The organism is Kitasatospora sp. GP30, from assembly GCF_029892145.1.
GTDB lineage: Bacteria > Actinomycetota > Actinomycetes > Streptomycetales > Streptomycetaceae > Kitasatospora > Kitasatospora acidiphila.
On the sequence record NZ_JARZAH010000019.1, the window covers coordinates 70,564 to 88,479 of the forward strand.

Below are 17,916 nucleotides of genomic sequence, written 5' to 3' on the forward strand. Positions count from 1 at the left end.
AAGGGGCGAAGGGGGTGCTCGGCTCTGCTGTTGACACCTCTGGCGCCCCGGGTTAGAGAGGGAGGGTGCGCCAGGACACACCGGTCGGCGGTGAGAGGGCGAGGCGCACCGGGCCAGGCCCGGGCGGCGTCGACCGTTCGCGCGCCGAGCTGGTGACCGGTTGCCTGCGCAAGGCCGTGCTCTCCACCGAGGCGTACGGCTGCCTGCTCTACCTCGCCTCCGCCGACCGGCGATCCTTGCAGCTCAGCGCGGTCGCCGGGGTGCCGGCCTCGCTGCTGAGCGGGTTCGCCCGGCTGCCCGTGCCGGCCGCGCATCCGGTGCCGGCGGCGTTCCGCAGCGGCCGCACGGTGACGCTGGGCGGGCCCGAGGAGACCATGCGGCGGTTCCCGGAGCTCCTGATGGGGCTGCCGTACGCGTTCGCCTCGGTCTCGGTGCCGGTGATCGGTGCCGGGCAGACCTTCGGGGCGCTGTTCGCGCTCTGGCCGACTGCCACGCACGGGGTGCCGGCGACGGCCCGGCGGCACCTGCGGACGCTGGCCAACCGGCTCGGCGCGGGCCTGGCCGCGCTGGCGGAGCAGGGGGAACCGCAGACCGCCGATGGCGAGCCGCTGCTGGTCGACCTGCCGGAGCCCGCCGGAGTCGCGACCTCGGTGGGGCTCTTCGACTGGGATCTGGCCGCCGATGTGTTCGACGCCGACGACTCGGCCCGGGCCATCCTCCAGCTGCCGCCGGACCGGGAGTCGACCTGGGCGGACCTGGCCGACCGGGTACACCCTTCGGACCTGGCCGCGCTGCACGCCGCCGTACGGCCGTTGTGGGCCACGCCGGGGCACCGACCGGGGCCCCTGGCGATGCGGCTGCGGCTGACGCCGGCCGAGCCGGACGGACGCGCCGGGGAGGTGCGGCTGTGGGCCCGGCCGGCGACGGGGGCGCCGGACCATCTGGTCGGCGTGGTGTCCCCGGCGGTCGGCTCGGCGGCGGCGGGCGCGGTGGAGCGGCTGCCGCAGGGGGTGTTCGCCCTGGATCCGGACGGCTGGCTCAGCTATCTCAACCGGGCCGGCGAACTGCTGCTCGGCGCCGGACGGGGCGAGCTGCTGGGCCGTCAGCCGTGGGAGGCGCTGCCGTGGCTGGCCGATCCCGGCTATCCGGACCGCTACCGGGCGGCGATGCTCTCCCAGACCGCGGTCTCGTTCCTGGCCTGCCGCCCGCCCGAGCACTGGCTGGCCTTCTCGCTCTACCCGGACGCGCACGGGGTGACCGGCACGGTGGTGCCGGCGGCCGCACCGGCCCGCAGCGCGGGGCCGGGCCGGCCGGTGGCGGTGGCGGGTCGGCCGCCGGCGATGCCGACCGAGCCCGGGGCGATCTACCACCTGATGCAGCTGGCCAGCCTGCTCACCCAGGCGGTCACGGTGCGTGAGGTCTGCGCCACGGTGGCCGAGCAGATCCTGCCGGCGTTCGGCGGTCAGCAGTTGGCGCTCTACGTGGTGCGGGAGAACCGGCTGCACCTGGCGCTGCAGACCGGCTATCCGGACGGTTTCCTGGACCGCTTCGAGGGCATCGACCTGCGGGCCCGGCTGCCCGGCGTGGACGCCCTGATCAGCGGCTCACCGATCTTCTACGAGACGGCCGAGGAGCTGGCCGCGGCCTATCCCGGGATCCCGCTGGACGACCGCGCGGCCTGGGCCTTCCTGCCGCTGATCGCCTCCGGACGCCCGGTCGGCAGCTGCATCCTGGGCTTCCAGGAGGTCCGCCGGTTCACCGCCGAGGAGCGCGGGGTGCTGACGGCGCTGGGCGGACTGATCGCCCAGGCGCTGGAGCGGGCCCGGCTCTACGACACCGAGTTCGCGCTGGCCCGCGGTCTGCAGCACGCGCTGCTGCCGCACCGGCTGCCCCCGTTCCCCGGGTTGGCGGTGGCCGCCCGCTATCTGCCCGGCACCAGCGGCATGGAGATCGGCGGTGACTGGTACGACGTGCTGACAACCGGCCCGGGCCTGACCCTGGTGATCGGGGACGTCGAGGGGCACAGCGTGGCGGCGGCCGCGACGATGGGCCAACTCCGGAGCGTGGTACGGGCGTTCACCAGCAGCTCGGACCGGCCGCAGGATGTGCTGGCGCGCACCAACCAGCTGCTGATGGAGCTGGACCCGGGACTTCTGGCGAGTTGCCTGCTGGTGCGGCTGGACCCGGGGGACGGGCCGGCCCTGATGGTGCGGGCCGGCCACGTGCCGCCGCTGCTGCGGCATCCGGACGGGCGGACCGAGGTGCTGGAGCTGCCGGGCGGGCCGCTGCTCGGGGTGGCCACGCCGGCCGACTTCCCGGCCGTCCCGGTGTCGCTGCCGGTCGGCTCGGTGCTCGCCCTCTACACCGACGGCCTGGTGGAGGAGCCCGGCATCGGCGTCGACCCGGGCATCGCGCGGTTGCGGGACACCCTGGCCGAGGCGGACCCGACGAATCTCGAACTGCTGGCCGACCGGCTGCTGTCCGCCGCCCACCGCTCCCCGAACCGGCCGGACGACGTGGCGCTGCTGCTGGCCCGCCGGGAGCCGGACCCCCCGGCGTGACCGTCCGTCAGGCGTGGCGCCGCCCTCGACGCCGTGGGTGGATGGGACGCCCGGCCTGACCGGCCGTCAGACCTGCGGCAGGATCCGGTCGAGCCAGCGCGGCAGCCACCAGTTGACCTTGCCCAGCAGCTCCATGATCGCCGGCACCAGCACCATCCGGACCAGGGTGGCGTCCAGGAAGACCGCGACCGCCAGGCCGAGCCCGAACTCCTTGACCGCGATGTCGGGGGTGGCGAGCACCGAGAGGAAGACCGTCACCATGATCGCCGCCGCCGCGGTGATCACCCGGGCGGTCCGGCTGAGGCCGCGGGCCACCGCCTCCCGGGTGTCGTTGCCCGCGTCGTACTCCTCGCGGATCCGGGAGACCAGGAAAACCTCGTAGTCGGTGGAGAGCCCGAACAGGATCGGGAAGATGAACAGCGGCACCCAGGCGGTCACCGGCGCCGTGGTCGGGAAGCCGAGGAACGAGTTGAGCCACCCCCACTGCACGATCATCACCAGCACGCCGAACGCGGCCCCCACCGACAGCAGTGTCATCACGGCCGCCTTGATCGCGATCGCCACCGAGCGGACCAGCACCAGCAGCAGGATCAGCGCCAGCCCGATCACCGTCGCGATCAGCCACGGCAGCCGGGCGCTGACCTCGGAGGCGAAGTCGGTGTCCCCCGCGGTCGGCCCGCCGACGTACACCACCAGCCCGGTGCCGGCGATCGCGGGCGGGATCACCTGGCCGCGCAGCCGGTCCAGCAGGTTGGGCGTCGCCGGGTCCTGGTGCGCGGTGGTCGGGTACGCGATGAACAGTTCCGCCGCGCCGTCCGCGCTGCGCTCCGGCGGCACGGTCTGCGCCACCCCGGGCGCGCTCGCCACCGCGTTGACCAGCGGCCCGATGGCGGCCGCCGCCCCCGGCGAGGGCAGCTCGGCGACCACCACGAACGGCGCGTCGAAGCCCGGCCCGAAGCCCTGCTTGAGGATCTGGTGGGCGGTGTAGCCGCTGGTGCCGTGCGGTTCGGTGCTGTTGTCCTCGAAGCTCAGCCGCATCGACAGGGCGGGCACGGCGAGCAGGATCATCACCGACGCACCGGTCACCAACCCGGTGACGGGTCGCCGCTGGATCACCCGGGCCCAGCGCTCGGCCATCGGGCTGCGGGATCCGGTCCGGCCCAGATAGGGCAACTTGAACCGGTCGATGCCGTGCCCGGCGAAAGCCAGCAGCGCCGGGAGCAGGGTGACGGCGGTGATCATGGTCATCAGCACCGTCACCGAGGCGGCCACCGCGGTGGCGGTCAGCAGCCGCTGCTGCACCACGACGAGGCCGAGCATGGCGATCACCACGGTGGCGCCCGCGAACAGCACCGAGCGGCCGGCCCGGGCGGTCGCGAACACCACCGCCTGTTCCGGCTGGTCGCCCTCGGCCAGTCCCTCCCGGTAGCGGGTGACGATGAAGAGGGCGTAGTCGATGCCGACGCCCAGGCCGAGCAGGGTGGCCACCAGCGGACTGAACGAGGGCGCCGGAATGGGATGCCCCAGGAGGAAGATGAGCGCCAGTCCGCTGCCGATGCCGAACAGGGCGGCCAGCATGGTCAGCCCCATCGCCAGCAGCGAGCCGAAGGCGATCAGGATCACCAGCATCGCGGCCAGCCCGCCGATCGCGTCCGAGGACCCGCCGTACGGGGTCTCCGCGGTGACCACGTCGGCGCCGCCGAGCGCGAAGGTGACGCCCGACCCGCTCGCCGCCTTGGCCTGCGAGATCAGGTGCTTGACCTCGCTGGTATCCATCGGGTTCTGCTCCGACTGGGTGGTGGCGAAGCCCGCGGTGCCGTCGTGCGAGATCTGCCCGGGGACGTCGTACGGCGAGCCGACGGCGGTGATGTGCGGCGAGTGCTCCAGGGTGGCGACCATCGCGTCCACCCGCTGGCGCACCGCGGGATCGTTCAGCCCCGCCGGGGCCTGGATCGCCAGGGTCAGCGAGCTGCCCTTGCGCTCCGGGAAGTGCTGTTTGAGCAGGTTCTGCGCGTGGGCGGACTCCGATCGTCCGCCGGTGAAGTCGTTGTCGGCCCGGGCCTTGAAGCCGAAGCCGACGACCAGCAGCACCACCAGCCCGATCACCCAGCCGACCAGCACCAGGCGGCGCCGCCCGTAGCAGAAGCGGCCGAGCCGGGTCAGCGCCCCGCTCGGCCGCGACGGTTCGGTCTGGGCCATCAGTCGACGGCGTCGGCCGTCGCCGGACCGCCCAGGGCGTTGCGCTTGGCCGGCATCTTCAGGGTGGTCATCCGCTGCCAGCCGCCGAGCAGCTCGTACAGGTAGACCGCCTGGATGCCCGCGGCCAGCGCCGCCGACTTGGCCTTGGGCCAGCGCAGGATGGCCCCCATGTGGGCCGTCACGGCCAGGCTGACGTCGCGATACGTGCGGATCTCCGCCTTGGCGGTCTCCCGCAGGGTGTCGAGGATCCGCCGCCCGTGGCCGGCCGCGGCCAGCCGCAGCAGTTCCTCGTGGCAGTAGGCGAGGTGGTTGTCCTCGTCGGCGGAGATCATCCGCACCGCCCGGCCGAGCTCCGGGTGGTTGCCGAACACCTTGCAGAGCAGCCGCATCTGCTCGGAGGCGCGCTGCTCGGTGACCCGGCTGTGCGCCAGGTAGACGATCACGTCCGCCTCGGTCAGCGGCTCGTCGCGGCGCAGCCGGGAGTGCGCCAGCCCGATGCCCTGGCGCTCCAGGATCATCGTGTAGTCGGTCTCGTCGGGCACCGCGACGGGGGTGAGGCCGCGCTTGTGCAGCAGGGCGTTGAAGATCCGCCCGTGCTTGTCCTCGTCGGCGCCGTGTCGCGCGATCTTGGGGGCGAGTTCCTGGTCCGCCACCAGTGCGGCGATCCGGCCGTTCTCCCATCCGCCCTGGTCCTCACCCTTGGCCGCGATGGAGCAGAACAGCCCGAACGCCTCGTCGTTGGCGTGGATCTCCTGGAACAGAGTGCGAGCTGAGAGCATGTCAGCCAGTCAACGCGGGGCTCGACGGCCCGGCAACAGCTGGCCGCCGTTCGGGCGACGCCCGCCGTCATGGCTGGTAGGGCAGCTGCGGGACCTCGAAGCAGTTGGTGTCCATGTCCGGCACCTGGGTGACCCAGCCGGGCCCGCCCGCCGGAGTGCCGTCCTGCCAGCGGGCCACGTCCAGGCAGGCGCGGGTCGGACCGCTGGGGCGTGGCCGGCGGACGAAGTCGGTGGGGATCAGCAGCCCGTGCGCGTCATACGGCTGAGCGCGGTTCATGAAGCGCTCCGCGCAGGCCCGGGTCAGTGCGGCGCCGCACGAGGCCATCGCGTCGGTCAGCCACTGCGCCGCCGCCCAGCCCTCCAACTCCCAGGCGGACATGACAGGTTGACGATCCGGGTAGTAGCGCTGCATCGCGGTGCGGAAGTCCTGCACGGCCGGGTACTGGGTGTCCGCGTAGTTGCGGCTGGACGAGGTCGCCCACAGCACGGCGCGGCAGCCGGGTGCCGACTGGTAGTCGCGGGCCACCGTCTGGGTCCAGTTCTGCACATTGGTCACCTTGGCGGCCAGCTTCACCCCGGCGGTGTCCAGGGCCTGGCAGAGCGCGGTGTTGCCCCGGGTGTCCATGGCGTCGAAGAGCAGCTGGGTGTGGTCGGCCGACAGTGCCGTGGCCACGGCCTGGAAGGCGGGCAGCGCCAGGTCCACCGTCTGGGTCAGCACGTGGTAGCCCTCGGCGGCGAGGCCCTGCTCGATCTGGTGCGCGTAGGAGAGCGACTCGGCCTGGTTGTAGGCGACCACGGCGGCGCGGTCGGCGTTCAGTCGCTGCTTGAAGAACCGGTAGACCTCGGTGGTCTGGTAGAGCGTGCCGTCCCAGCCGACGCTGCGCCCGTCCCGGGGAGCGCTGTTGCCGTAGATCTCGAACAGGTGCGGCCAGCGGTCGTACTCCGTCCCGATCGGCTGCCCGCCGACGTCCGGCACCGCTTTGCCGCTCACATAGGACGCCCCCGCGTAGTCCAGCGAGCTTCCCGCCGTGAGCGCGAACACCTGGTCGTGGTCGATCAGTTGGTGCACGCAGTCCTGGTTGCCGATGCCGCTGCCGCCGTCGTCGCAGGTGACCACCTGCACGGTTCGCCCGTGCAGCCCGCCGGCGGCGTTCAGCGCCTGGAAGAACGCCAGCGCCCCGTACCGCGGCCCGGAGAGCACCTCGGTGCCCAGCGGGCTGGTGAGGGAGGTGATGATCCCGACCTTGATCTGGCCGGCCGTCACCCCGGTGTCGCTGGCCGTGTCGCCACCACTGGCCGGTGGGCCGGTGGGGGCGGCGAAGTCCTTGGCGGGCAGCCGGGTGCCGCAGCCGACCAGCAGGAGCAGGACGGCCGCGGCGAGGCGGGCGCGACGGGTCAGCTGCTGCAACCGGGCACCGCGCTGGCACCGGCCTGGGCGACCAGGGCGCACAGCGTCGAGTCGGAGACCTTCCAGGTGCCGTTCTCCAGCACCGCCTGCCCGGCCGCGTTGGGCTGAACGGTCTGCCCCTGGAGCGAGAGGTTGTAGGTGACGGTCGCCATGGTCGCGGAGGTGAACTGCACATTGGTCACCTGTGCGCTGATCTGGCCCACCCGGGGGTCGTTGGCGAAGCTCTGCAGCAGCGGCAGCAGTTGGGTGCCGTTCTGCAGGAGGCCGGCCTTGGCGGTGATCGAGGTGCTGGGCGAGAAGAAGTTCTGCCAGTTCTGGGTGATCTGCTGGGTGGCCGCCGCGGTGTCGGCGGGTGCGGTCCCGGTGGGGCCGGCGGACGGGCTGGGCGAAAGGCCGGCCGACGTGGGGCTCGGTGTGGGGCTCGGCGTCGTCGTGCTCTTGGTGCTGCTGGAGCAGGAGGTCACCAGCAGCGCGGCGCCGAGGACGGCACCGGCCGCTCTGATCACGAGGTCCTTGCGCATGGGGTCTCTCTCCGCCCGGTGGTACCGGTTCTCGGTCGTGGTGACACTGCGTCAGCGTGCGACACGGGTAACACTGACCATGTAGGCCGATCGGCGAACCGCACGCAACAGGAGGCAACGGATGGACGACCCCGGCGCGGGCGCCTCCTCGCCGAGCCGGCGGGGACCTGGCCGGTCGGCCGCCGGGCGCCTGTTCACCGGGCCGGGCCCCGGCCTGCTGCTCGCCGTGGTCGGCGGGGCGCTCTGCGTCCTCGGCTGGTACGCGGTCTCCGGCGAGTCCGTGACGGCCCGCCAGCTGCCCTACCTGGCGTCGGCCACCGCGCCCGGCGTCGCCCTGCTCACCGGCGGGCTGGTCTGGCTGGCCGTCCACACCGCCGCCGGTGTCACAGCCGACCGGCCCGCGGCGGCCGTCGAGTGGCAGGCACCCGAGGCGGCCGGGGAGCCGGGGGTGCTCGGCGGCGGGCTGGTCGCCGTCCCGGGCGGCACCCTCTGCCACCGGCCGGGCTGCCCGCTGGTGGCCGGCAAGGAGCAGGCCGTGCCGGTCGACGCCGCCGCGGTGCGGCAGCGCGGCCTGGCCCCCTGCCCGGTCTGCGAGCCCGACATCCTCCCCTCCCCCGGAACTTCCCCCTGATGGCCGCACCCGGACTGGCGATCGACTTCGCGCTCGCGGGCGTGGCGGTCGGGAGCGCGGCGGCGCTCAGCGGGGTCGGGCTGGTGGTCTGCTACCGGCTGACCGGGGTACTCAATCTGGCGCAGGGCGGGATCGCCGTGTTCATCGCGTACCTGCTGCGCGAGCTGGCCGTGGTGCGCGGCTGGCCGCTGTGGCTCGCGGCGGCCGCCTGCCTGCTGCTGGTCGCGCCCGGGCTCGGGGTGCTGCTGCAGTTCGGCGTCTTCGGACCGCTGCGGCGGCGGGCGGCCGGGGTCGGCGAGCAGGTGGTGGCGACCGTCGGGGTGCTGGTGCTGCTGATCGGGCTGGTGGCGGCGATCTGGGGCACCGCGCCGCTGGCCGACGTGCCGTCGCTGGTCCCGGCGCGCACCTTCACGCTGCCGGGTGGGCGGCTGCTGCGCCTGGACACGGTGGCCCAGCTGGGCGCGGTGCTGGCGGTGACGTGCGCGGTCTGGGCGGTGGGCCGGTTCACCCGGTTCGGGGTGCGCAGCCGGGCGGTCGCGGACGACCCGGTGCTGGCCGAACTGGCGGGGGTGAACGCCGAGGCGGTCGGCGCGATCGGCTGGGCGTTCGGGGCGCTGACGGCGGGCCTGGTCGGGGTGCTGCTGGCTCCGCTGGTGCTGCTCGACCCGTACGGTCTGCCGCTGCTGGTGCTGGAGACCCTGGCGGTGGCGGTGGCCGCCCGGTTCCACAGCCTGCCGGTGGCGGTGGCCACCGGGCTGGCGCTCGGCATCGCGCAGGCGGAGCTGGCCTGGCTGCACCCGCCCGGCACGCTGACGGCCGTGGTGGACGCCGCGCAGTCCAACCTGTTCGCGGTGGCCCTGCTGGTGGCGGCCCTGGTGCCGTGGGGAGCGGCGGAGCAGGGGCTGGTCGGGGGCGGGGCGCTGCTGGCCGGCACGGGGGCTCGGCGCCATCGGGACGGGTGGACGCCGCTGCTGTGCGCGGTGGTGCTGCTCACCCCGCTGGCGCTGCGCGGTGGCGGGGTGCGCGCGCTGCTGACCGTGCCCGGGATCGCGCTGGTGCTGCTCTCGGTGGTGCTGGTCACCGGGAGCGGCGGGCTGGTCTCGCTGGCCCAGGGCGCGTTCGCCGGGCTGGGCGCGCTCGGCACCGCGCAGCTCGCCTCCGGGCAGGTGCCGGGCGGGGCGGCGCTGGTGGTGGCGGTGCTCGGGCTGGCCGCCGCCGGGGTGCTGATCGGCTGGCCGGTAGTGCACCGGCGGGGCCTGGTGCTGGCCCTGGTGACCTTCGCGCTGGCCGTCGGACTGAGTCGCTTCGTCTTCCAACAGCCGTATGCCACTGCTGGGTTGACGGCGATCCGGCCGTCGTTCCTGCGCAGCGACCGGGCGCTCTACAGTGCCGAGCTGGCGGTGCTGGCGGTGGGCGCGCTGCTGGTGGCGGCCGTGCGGCGGGGGCGGCTGGGCCGGGCCCTGCTGGCCACCCGCGACCATGAGGCGGGCGCCTGGGCGGCCGGGGTGGCGGTGCCGCGGCTCAAGCTGCTGGTGTTCGCCCTCGGCGCCGGGCTGGCCGGGGCCGGCGGGGTGCTGCTGGCGCTGGCGGGCGGTGCGTTCGACGCGGCGACGTTCGACCCGGTGCAGGGGCTGCTCTGGTTCGCCACGGTGGTGGTGACCGGGGTGGACAGCGCGGCCGGGGCGGTGCTGGCCCCGTTCGTGCTGGTCGGGCTGGACGCCGCCACGGTCCCGGGCATGTCGGCGGTGGCGGTCGGGGCGCTGGCCACCGCCACCGGGCACCTGCCGGGCGGGCTCACCGGGTGGGCGCGCAGCCGGCTGGGGGCGTCGTCGTGACCGCTCCGCCCTCAGGGCCCGTCTTGAGTGCCCGGTCCGTTCTGAGGGTCCGGTCCGTGACCCGCCGGCTCGGCGGTGTCGCGGTGGTGGACGGTGTCGACCTGGACCTGGCGCCCGGTCAGGTCACCGCGCTGGTCGGCCCCAACGGCGCGGGCAAGAGCGTGCTGCTGGACTGCCTCAGCGGGGTGGCCCGGCCCGATGGCGGCCGGATCCTGCTCGGCGCTCGTGACGTCACCCGGGCGCCCTGCCATCGGCGGGCCCGGCTCGGGCTGGCCAGGACCTTCCAGCAGGTGGCCGTCTTCCCGGGGCTGACGGTGGCGCAGAACGTACTGGTCGGCGCGGAGCACCACGGTGCCACGGGGGCCGTCGGGCGCACCCGGGTCACGGGGGTGCTGCGGCTGCTCGGGCTGGCCGAGCTGGCCGCGCGTCCGGTCGCCGGGCTGCCGCTCGGGGTGCTGCGGCTGGTGGAGCTGGGGCGGGCGCTGGCCGGCGGACCCCGGGTGCTGCTGGTGGACGAGGTGTCGGTGGGCCTTGATGCAGCCCAAGTCGCCTGGGTGGCACAGGTGTTGGCGATGACGGCGGAGGAGGGTGCCGCGGTGCTGCTGGTCGAGCACGATCTGGCCCTGGTGGCCCGGCTCGCGCACCGGGCGTATGTACTGGACACCGGCCGGGTGGTGACCACCGGCACGATCGCCGAGGTGCTGGCCGACGAGCGGGTGCGGAGGCTCTGGTGACCACGCCGCTGCGGCTCGCGCTCCTCGGGGTCACCGTGCACCAGGGCTCGGCGGTGCGTCTGGCCGGGGTGGACATCAGCTGCCCGGCCGACCGGCTCGGCTTCCTGATCGGGCGCAACGGGTCCGGTCGCACCGCCGTGCTGGAGACGCTGGCCGGGCTGGTGCGGCCCAGCGGTGGCGCGGTGCTGCTCGACGGGCGCAACATCGGCTCACTGCCCCCGCACCGGCGGGCCGCCCTCGGGGTGGTGCTGGTGCCGGCCCGCCGCGCGGTCTTCCCCGCTCTCACGGTGGCCGAGACCCTGGCCCTGACCGGTCGGCCACCGCAGCCGATCCTCGACGTCTTCCCCGAGTTGGCTCCGCTGCTCCCCCGCCGGGCCACCGTGCTCTCCGGCGGGCAGCAGCAACTCCTGGCCCTGGCCCGTGCATTGCTCACCGACCCGGCCGTGCTGCTGCTGGACGAGCCGGACCGCGGCCTGGCCCCGGCGGTCAGCGCCCGACTGCATGACCAACTCGCCACCCGCACCGCCCTGTTGACCGCCCGCACGCTCCCCGCCTGGGCACCGCCGAGCGCGCTGGTCCATGTGCTGGAGCGCGGCCGGGTCGTCTGGCAGGGCGAGGCGGGCGAGTTGCGGGCGGGGTCGCGGTTCCGAGCACCCTGACGCCTGGTCAGCCGTTCGTGAGGGAAAACCCTGATCTTGAAGCCGGGGTCCGATCAGGGCGGATCCCCGATGGCTGACGCATCGTTGACCGGCAGACTCTTCGACGAGCCGGAACGCCACCGGCCCTCATCCCTGACTCGGAGAGAATCCGCTGTGAAGAGCCCCGTCACCCGTACTCGTTGGACCACCGCGGCCGCCGCCGCTGCCCTCACCGCCGCACTCGCCGTCGGCGTGACCTCCCCGGCGAGCGCCGCGCCGCTCGGCGCGACTGCGTCCGCGGGTGCTTCCCCGAGTGCGTCGGTGAGCGCGTCGGTGAGTGCGTCGACCACCGCGCTGCCGCCGCTGGACCCGGCGGCGATCCGGCAGGCGCTGGCCGACCGCCCGGCGGCGGATGTCTCCGGCGGGTTCGTCCAAGTCACCGGCAGTGCGGGGAAGTTCACCGGCGCATCGGGCCCGGGCATCAACCCGGACGGCCGGTTCCGGATCGGCTCGATCTCCAAGGTGTTCACAGCCACCGTGATGCTGCAGCTGGCCGCCGAGGGCAAGGTGGACCTGGACGGCACCGTCCAGCAGTACCTGCCCGGCGTGCTGCCCGCCGGCTTCCCGCCGATCAAGGTGGGTCAACTGCTCAACCACACCAGCGGGTTGCCCGGCGGTTCGGTCGGCTGGGGCAACGGGGGCACCGGCTGGTTCGCCGACCACCGGTTCGACAGCTGGACGCCGCAGCAGATCGTCGCCGGGATGGCCGGTGAGCAGATGAGCTTCCAGCCCGGCACCGCGCAGCAGTACAACGGGATGAACACCTTCGTGGCCGGGATGATCATCGAGAAGGTCACCGGCCACAGCTATGCCCAGGAGGTGCATCGGCGCATCATCCAGCCCCTCGGCCTGCACGACACCTCCGTCCCGAAGGCCGACGACCCGCGCCTGCCGGACGCCGCGGCCCACCCCTACCTGACCGTGCAGGACGCCGACGGCGGCTCGCACCAGGTGGACGTGACCGAGCAGAGCCCGTGGCCGTGGGCCGAGGGCGGCTTGATCTCCAGCGCCCCCGACCTGTCCCGCCTCTTCGACGCGCTCTTCCGCGGCCGGCTGCTCCCGCCCGCCCAGGAGGAGCTGCTGTTCACCGTCCCCGACGTCCCCGACTACCAGAGCAGCCACTGCAACACCGGCCCCACCGCCGGCCGCGCCTGCATGAGCATGGGTCTGGAGCGCGCCGAGCTGAACGGCCTGGTGGTCTGGGGCAAGACCGGCTCCCGTCCCGGCTGGACCAGCGGCGTCTTCGCCACCCGCGACCTCAGCCGCACCGTGGTCTACTCCGTCAACCCGACGGGCCTGGACGGCGCCGAGGCGCCGTACTGGTACGGAATCGCCACAGCTGCGTTCGGGATCGGTCAGCAGAAGCCCTGACGTCGCCGCGCTGACCTAGGGTGATCCCGGTCAGTTCGCACAGATGGGGGGACACATGAGGTCGCTCGGGACGGTCCGGATCACCAGGTGGCTGACGGTCGGCCAACTGGTGCTCTGGTCAGCCTTCACGGTCGGCGTGCTCGCGCTCTACTGCTGGTTGGTCGAGAACACCTACGCCCACCACGAGGGGGAGGGGCGGTTCGCCGGCGAACTGGCGCTGATCATGTTCTTTCCGCTGCTGCTCGGCAGCGTGCTGCCGCCTCTCCTCTGGTGGTGGGCGCTGGCATCGTGGCGCCGCCGTGAGGTCGACGCCAGGATGAAGATCCGGGTCGCCGCGGTCCTCACCGCGGCCGTTCCGGCGGTGCTCACGATCGCCCCCAGGTGGCTGGTGCCGTACTGGGGCTACAGCGTGGTCGCGTTCACCCTGGTCGGCGCCCTGGCCCTCACCGCCGCCTGGGCCGCACAGACCCCCGAGGTCGCCGCCCGGCTCACCGAGCCACCGAAGAAGGCGGAGCGTCGCGCGCCGATTCCCCATCGGACGGCGTCGACCCGCCGCGACTGACCACGGCTACCAGGTCGCCAGCTGCTCCCGGAAGGTCGGGCAGCTGACGATGTCCTGCTCGCCGCACTGGAGGGCGTGCGTCAGCAGCTGGTGCGCGTGCTCGAGGTCGAGCATGCGCTGCTCGACCTCGGCGACCTTGGCGCGGATCATGGCCTGCCGGCGGGGGCGGTCCTGCTGGAACTCGCCGATCTCGGCCAGGGTCAGCCCGGCCTGCTGGAACTTGCGCAGGATCACTATGCGCAGGGCGGCCTCCGGTGGATACCGCCGCTGGCCGCCCTGCCGTTCGGGCGCGGGCAGCAGGCCGTGGCGCTCCCAGAAGCGGATGGCCGACGCGGGCACCTCGGTGATCTCGGCGAGCTGACCGATCGTCATCCGCATCGCACCGCGCCTCCTCGTGTGTCGCTTGACTTGAACCATAGTTCAAGTCACACAGTTGCTTGTGCGCACGGCGGCAGCACTGGAGCGGCCGCCGGCAGAGCACGAGGAGATGATGGGATGACCAGCGCAGGCATGGCCCAGGAGCGGGCCGACCAGGTCGTCGCGGCCGCCCGGCAGCTGTTCGCGGCGGGAGTGATGTCGCACTCCGGGCACGCCAACCTGAGCGCCCGGCTGGACGGCGAGCGCTTCCTGATGAGCCCGGGGTCCGTCCACGACCTGGCGGCCGACCAGTTGGCGACCATCAGCCTGGACGGGCAGGTCCTGACCGGAGAGATGAGCCCCTCCGCAGCGGAGGTGATCGCGATGCACAGCGTGGTCTACCGGGCCCGCCCGCAGGTGGGGGCCGTCATCCACACCCACTCGCCCGCCGCGACGGCCTTCGCCGTCGCCCACCGGCCGCTGCCGTGCCGCACCGAGCCGCTGCTGCGGTTCGGCCAGGCCGAGGAGGTGCCGGTGGTGCCGTGGGGGCCGCGCGGGTCGGACGTCTCGGTGCGGGGCATCGCCGCGATCCTGGCCGAGCGGCCGACGACGTCCGCCGTCCTGCTGGCCAACCACGGTCTGCTGGCGTTCGGCCCGGATGCCGCGGCAGCCGCCCACCTGGTGGTCGCGATCGAGGAGAGCGCCGAGGCGGAGCTCGCCGCGCGGGCGCTCGGCGGCGCCGTGGACTTCCCCGAGGGCGCCCTGGAGGCCGTCCGGGCCTCGATGGCCCGGGTCACCCGATGAGCGACGGCACCAGCGGCCGGCCCGCCGCGTCACGCCGGGCGCGTTGACGATCGCTCCGCCCTGAGCGCCCTCACTTCGCCAGGTGCCGCAGCTGGTCGGTGACGGCGGCGTTGAACGGGGCGGCCAGGGCGGCGCGGGTGCGGTCGGTGAGGGTGGTCAGGACGGCGCCGGCGGGGTGGTGGGTCAGGGAGACGGCGAGTGGGTGGGAGGGGCCGAGGGGCGGGAGGAGGGCGGCGGCGGTGAGGCGGGCGGTGTCGAGGGTGGCGGCGGCACCGGGCGCGGCGGGGAGGCTGGTGCAGAGGAGGGAGAAGTAGTGGGGGGAGTCGACGTAGCGGCCGGCTGCGGTGCCGAAGGCGGTGACGCGGCGAGGGCGGGCGGCGACCAAGTCAGCCTGGAACAAGGCGCGTTGGCGTAAGTCGGTGCGGCGGATCCGGTGCTCAAGGGCGGCCAGGCGCCGCCCCGGGTCGGGGTGGGCCGGGAGCGGCAGGCGCACGGTGGCGTAGTGGTTGCCGAGCAGGGTGGGCTGGTCGGCGGTGCGGACGTCGACCGGGACCATGGCACAGGCGGGTGAGCCGGTCAGGCCCGACTCCCGGAGGGCGCCCGCGATCGCGGTGAGGAGCACAGCCGTGTTCGAGGTCTTCCGGGCGCCGAGTGCGTGGCGTGCGGCGGTCAGCAGCTCGCTCGGCAGTCCGGTGAAGGCGAGGTGGCGGCCCGGGCCCAGCCGGCCGTGGAACGGGAGTGGCCGGGCCTTGGGGAGGAGGTCGTCCAGCGCCCAGGCCACCTTCCGGGCGAGTGAGGGCGGGGGGGCCTGCGGCCGTGGGCGGTGCTCAGGGGCGGGGTCCAGCAGCACGTTCAGCATGATGCTGAGCGACTGCCCGTCCAGCAGGGCGTGGTGGGCGCGCAGCAGCAGTGCGAACCCATCGGCGTCCGGAAGCAGATGCAGTTGCCAGGGCGGCCGTCCGGCGGGGAGCGGCTCAGTCAGCAGAGGGATCAGTTCACCGGAGGCCGTCAGGTGGTGGTCGGCCTCGAATGCCGGACCCTCTTGCCAGTGCGGCCAGTTGTCGCCCTCGGCCACTGGTACGGCGCGCAACCGCCGGAACCCACCGAGCCGTTGCCGCACCCGCGCCCGCAACTGGGTCAGCGTGGGCGGCGGACCGTCGAACCAAGCCGCGTATCCGACCGTCATGCACGCCGCACCGCTGCTCTGCTGTCGGTGGAACCACGCATCCAGCGGCGGCATCGCTGCCGACTCCACCGCCCCCCTGCCGCCGGCCGGCTCAGCCGAGTCGTGCGATGGCGTCCGCGACACCGCCGGCTCCGTCCTCCCGTTGCAGGACGCGCGCGAGGCCCGCCGCGCTGCGCCGCAGCGCTCCGTCCCGGGTCGCCGCCAGCAGCGCGTCGGCCAATCGGCTCTCGGTCAACTCGCGGTAGGAGATCGCCTGTTCGCTTACTCCCAGCTCCACCAGCCGCGCCGCCCACCAGGGTTGGTCGGTCATCACCGGCACGGGTACGGCCGGCACCCCGGCGCGCAGGCCGGCAGCCGTGGTGCCCGCACCGGCATGGTGGACCACGGCGGCGGTGCGGGGCATCAACCAGCCGTGCGGGACGGCGTCGACGGTGATGATGTCGTCGTCGATCACGTCCAGACCGGCCCAGCCCGACTGGACGATGCCCCGCAGCCCGGCCCGGCGCAGGGCACCGGCGGCGAGGTGGCTCAGCTGCTCCGGGTCGCCGGGCATCATGCTGCCGAAGCCGATCAGCACGGGTGGCGGGCCGGCCGCCAGGAAGTCGGCGAGCAGGGCGGGTGGTTGCCACCTCGGACACTCGTGCGGCCACCAGTAGCCCGCCACCCGCAGTCCGGACCGCCAGTCCGAGGGCCGGGGCAGCACCGTGGGGCTGTAGCCGTGCCAGATCGGCCAGTTGTCGCGTTCCCTGGTCGTGCGCAGCCGGTGGCTGCCGGCCGGCGCCAGGCCGAGCCGCTGGTGCACTGCGCGGACGGCCGCGTCGTAGAGGGAGTCGAAGGCGGCGTTCGCGAGCCGCGCCCGCAGCGGGTTGGCGCGGGCGGGTCCTCGCCAGGCCATCGAGCAGGGGGCGAACTCCCGGCTGGGCACGTCCGGTTGCAGGAAGGCTCCGACAGTCCGGATCCGGTGGTAGCGGGCCACCACCGAGCCGATCGGGGCCGCGAGGGTCGAGAGCAGGATCAGGTCCGCTTTGGGGTCGATGGCGGCCAGGATCCCGTCGACCAGGTCGAGTGCGGCCCGTTGGCCGGCGCCCCGCAATGCGCGCAGGGCGGGCGGGCCGCTGCCCCGCCGGCTGTGCGCGCCGAGCAGTGCCTCGAACGGATCCGCGTCGATCGGCCGGATGCGCAGCCCGCAGCAGGACACCAGGCTCTCGAAGCGGGCGTGGGTTGCCAGTTCGACGTCATGGCCGTCGGCCAGCAGTCGGTGCGCCAGGCCGCTGTAGGGGGCCACTGAGCCGGTGGTGCCGACCGTGACGAGCTGGATCCTCATCCGGTCAGACCAGCACCAGCGGCGCGATGCGCTCGACGGTTCGGCAGTAGCCGACATCGTCCAGCGGCTCGCCGAGGAGGAACCGCCGGACCAGGTCGGCGAGTTCAACGGGCCGTTCGACCGGGAGCATGTGGTCGGCATCGGCCACCACGGCGAACCGGCTGTCGGGGCAGGTCCGTGCGAGGGCTCGGCAGCGCTCGGGGGTGGTGAAGTTGTCGTGCTCGCCGACGATCGCGAGTACGGGCATGGTCGGCGGGTGGCGCAGGTCGAGGCCTTCGTGCTGGAGCAGGCGGCGGCTGTTGGCGATGAACTGCTGCTTGTCGCGGGGCGTCATGTTCAGCAGCCGGCGCTGCAGGAACCGCCGCACCCGGGCGCCGGCGACCACCGAGGCGACGGTGTCGGCGTTGATCAGCATGCCGAGCGTCACCTCGGCGAACTCGTCCATCTCCCCCGTCGCCAGCAGTTCGAGGCTGCGGCGGATGGGGGCGTGCGCCTGCTCGGGGATCCGCATCATGGTGCCGGCCAGCACCGTCTTGGCCACTCGGTCGGGTTGCCGCTGCGCGAGCCGGTAGACGACCGCGCTGCCGTAGGAGCCGCCGAGCAGGTTCACCTCGGGCAGTTCGAGGTCGTCGAGGATCTGGCTGAGGGCGTCCGAGAGGAAGTCGGTGCCGTACTGCTCGGGAAGGACGGGGCTGCTCCCCCACCCCGGCAGGTCGACGGCGAGCACATCGGCGAAGGCCAGGAACTCGCGTTCCAGTCGGCCCCAGCCCTCCTTGGTCTGGAATGCGCCACCCACCAGCACCAGGGGTGCGGTCCGCGACGAGGCACCGCGGACATACCGCGCCTCATAGGAATGGCCGCGCCATTGGTGTCGCGTCACCACGACCTCGTGCCGGCCGTCGGCCCGACCGGCAGCGGCGGGTGCTGTCACTGACCTCATGTACCC

At 73.8% G+C, this 17,916-nt stretch carries 16 protein-coding genes; 8 read left to right on the forward strand and 8 right to left on the reverse strand.

Annotated features, from left to right (window positions below; genetic code table 11):
* Positions 1–65 precede the first annotated feature (65 nt).
* Positions 66–2,561, forward strand: a complete 2,496-nt coding sequence (locus P3T35_RS24155; RefSeq protein WP_101384237.1) for a SpoIIE family protein phosphatase — start codon at positions 66–68, stop codon at positions 2,559–2,561.
* A 66-nt stretch (positions 2,562–2,627) separates the two neighbouring features.
* Here the strand turns inward: P3T35_RS24155 and P3T35_RS24160 are convergent, their stop codons facing one another.
* The 4 genes from P3T35_RS24160 to P3T35_RS24175 all read right to left on the reverse strand — a co-directional run bounded on the left by P3T35_RS24160 (position 2,628) and on the right by P3T35_RS24175 (position 7,468).
* Positions 2,628–4,760, reverse strand: coding sequence for an MMPL family transporter (locus tag P3T35_RS24160; RefSeq protein ID WP_101384236.1), 2,133 nt, complete (start codon positions 4,758–4,760; stop codon positions 2,628–2,630).
* The gene (locus P3T35_RS24165) at positions 4,760–5,539 is read right to left on the reverse strand and encodes a ferritin-like domain-containing protein (protein WP_101384235.1); all 780 of its coding nucleotides are present in this window, start codon (positions 5,537–5,539) and stop codon (positions 4,760–4,762) included. Before P3T35_RS24165 ends, P3T35_RS24160 begins: the two co-directional genes overlap by 1 nt.
* A gap of 67 nt (positions 5,540–5,606) precedes the next feature.
* Complete coding sequence (locus P3T35_RS24170) at positions 5,607–6,947, reverse strand: ABC transporter substrate-binding protein (protein ID WP_101384234.1); 1,341 nt, start codon at positions 6,945–6,947, stop codon at positions 5,607–5,609.
* Positions 6,935–7,468: a hypothetical protein gene (locus tag P3T35_RS24175; RefSeq protein ID WP_101384233.1), complete on the reverse strand. Its 534-nt coding sequence runs from the start codon at positions 7,466–7,468 to the stop codon at positions 6,935–6,937. Before P3T35_RS24175 ends, P3T35_RS24170 begins: the two co-directional genes overlap by 13 nt.
* Before the next feature lie 121 nt (positions 7,469–7,589).
* On the opposite strand from P3T35_RS24175, the gene P3T35_RS24180 reads away from it, so the two are divergent.
* The 6 genes from P3T35_RS24180 to P3T35_RS24205 all read left to right on the forward strand — a co-directional run bounded on the left by P3T35_RS24180 (position 7,590) and on the right by P3T35_RS24205 (position 13,299).
* On the forward strand, positions 7,590–8,099 hold the full coding sequence (locus P3T35_RS24180; RefSeq protein WP_280707688.1) for a hypothetical protein: 510 nt from the start codon (positions 7,590–7,592) through the stop codon (positions 8,097–8,099).
* Positions 8,099–9,934 (forward strand): hypothetical protein, encoded by a 1,836-nt coding sequence (locus P3T35_RS24185; RefSeq protein WP_280707690.1) that lies wholly within the window; start codon positions 8,099–8,101, stop codon positions 9,932–9,934. Before P3T35_RS24180 ends, P3T35_RS24185 begins: the two co-directional genes overlap by 1 nt.
* A gap of 56 nt (positions 9,935–9,990) precedes the next feature.
* Positions 9,991–10,668: an ATP-binding cassette domain-containing protein gene (locus tag P3T35_RS24190; RefSeq protein WP_280707692.1), complete on the forward strand. Its 678-nt coding sequence runs from the start codon at positions 9,991–9,993 to the stop codon at positions 10,666–10,668.
* Positions 10,665–11,327, forward strand: coding sequence for an ATP-binding cassette domain-containing protein (locus P3T35_RS24195; protein WP_280707694.1), 663 nt, complete (start codon positions 10,665–10,667; stop codon positions 11,325–11,327). The genes P3T35_RS24190 and P3T35_RS24195 overlap by 4 nt, the downstream gene beginning before the upstream one ends.
* A 153-nt stretch (positions 11,328–11,480) precedes the next feature.
* On the forward strand, positions 11,481–12,737 hold the full coding sequence (locus P3T35_RS24200) for a serine hydrolase domain-containing protein (protein WP_280707697.1): 1,257 nt from the start codon (positions 11,481–11,483) through the stop codon (positions 12,735–12,737).
* 55 nt (positions 12,738–12,792) lie between these two features.
* Positions 12,793–13,299 carry a hypothetical protein gene (locus P3T35_RS24205; RefSeq protein ID WP_101384231.1) on the forward strand — a complete coding sequence of 169 codons (507 nt, stop codon included), beginning with the start codon at positions 12,793–12,795 and terminating at the stop codon, positions 13,297–13,299.
* Positions 13,300–13,305: 6 nt separating this feature from the next.
* Here the strand turns inward: P3T35_RS24205 and P3T35_RS24210 are convergent, their stop codons facing one another.
* Positions 13,306–13,677 (reverse strand): MerR family transcriptional regulator, encoded by a 372-nt coding sequence (locus P3T35_RS24210; RefSeq protein ID WP_101384230.1) that lies wholly within the window; start codon positions 13,675–13,677, stop codon positions 13,306–13,308.
* 117 nt (positions 13,678–13,794) lie between these two features.
* Here P3T35_RS24210 and P3T35_RS24215 point away from each other — a divergent pair, with 117 nt between their 5' ends.
* Positions 13,795–14,460, forward strand: coding sequence for a class II aldolase/adducin family protein (locus P3T35_RS24215; RefSeq protein ID WP_101384229.1), 666 nt, complete (start codon positions 13,795–13,797; stop codon positions 14,458–14,460).
* A 70-nt stretch (positions 14,461–14,530) separates the two neighbouring features.
* Here P3T35_RS24215 and P3T35_RS24220 read toward each other — a convergent pair whose 3' ends face one another.
* Genes P3T35_RS24220 through P3T35_RS24230 form a run of 3 tightly spaced genes read right to left on the reverse strand, consistent with a single transcriptional unit; the run spans position 14,531 to position 17,910 of the window.
* Positions 14,531–15,700, reverse strand: a complete 1,170-nt coding sequence (locus P3T35_RS24220) for a wax ester/triacylglycerol synthase domain-containing protein (protein ID WP_101384228.1) — start codon at positions 15,698–15,700, stop codon at positions 14,531–14,533.
* 37 nt (positions 15,701–15,737) lie between these two features.
* Positions 15,738–16,970 carry a glycosyltransferase gene (locus P3T35_RS24225; protein WP_101384227.1) on the reverse strand — a complete coding sequence of 411 codons (1,233 nt, stop codon included), beginning with the start codon at positions 16,968–16,970 and terminating at the stop codon, positions 15,738–15,740.
* A gap of 4 nt (positions 16,971–16,974) precedes the next feature.
* Complete coding sequence (locus P3T35_RS24230; protein ID WP_101384226.1) at positions 16,975–17,910, reverse strand: alpha/beta hydrolase; 936 nt, start codon at positions 17,908–17,910, stop codon at positions 16,975–16,977.
* Positions 17,911–17,916 lie beyond the last annotated feature (6 nt).

Excerpts from the sequence above, each read along its gene's own strand:
- P3T35_RS24160 (WP_101384236.1), bottom strand. The coding sequence starts at position 4,760 with ATGGCCCAGACCGAACCGTCGCGGCCGAGCGGGGCGCTGACCCGGCTC.
- P3T35_RS24165 (WP_101384235.1), bottom strand. The coding sequence starts at position 5,539 with ATGCTCTCAGCTCGCACTCTGTTCCAGGAGATCCACGCCAACGACGAG.
- P3T35_RS24175 (WP_101384233.1), bottom strand. The coding sequence starts at position 7,468 with ATGCGCAAGGACCTCGTGATCAGAGCGGCCGGTGCCGTCCTCGGCGCC.
- P3T35_RS24180 (WP_280707688.1), top strand. The coding sequence starts at position 7,590 with ATGGACGACCCCGGCGCGGGCGCCTCCTCGCCGAGCCGGCGGGGACCT.
- P3T35_RS24185 (WP_280707690.1), top strand. The coding sequence starts at position 8,099 with ATGGCCGCACCCGGACTGGCGATCGACTTCGCGCTCGCGGGCGTGGCG.
- P3T35_RS24205 (WP_101384231.1), top strand. The coding sequence starts at position 12,793 with ATGAGGTCGCTCGGGACGGTCCGGATCACCAGGTGGCTGACGGTCGGC.
- P3T35_RS24210 (WP_101384230.1), bottom strand. The coding sequence starts at position 13,677 with ATGCGGATGACGATCGGTCAGCTCGCCGAGATCACCGAGGTGCCCGCG.
- P3T35_RS24215 (WP_101384229.1), top strand. The coding sequence starts at position 13,795 with ATGACCAGCGCAGGCATGGCCCAGGAGCGGGCCGACCAGGTCGTCGCG.
- P3T35_RS24220 (WP_101384228.1), bottom strand. The coding sequence starts at position 15,700 with ATGCCGCCGCTGGATGCGTGGTTCCACCGACAGCAGAGCAGCGGTGCG.
- P3T35_RS24225 (WP_101384227.1), bottom strand. The coding sequence starts at position 16,970 with ATGAGGATCCAGCTCGTCACGGTCGGCACCACCGGCTCAGTGGCCCCC.
- P3T35_RS24230 (WP_101384226.1), bottom strand. The coding sequence starts at position 17,910 with ATGAGGTCAGTGACAGCACCCGCCGCTGCCGGTCGGGCCGACGGCCGG.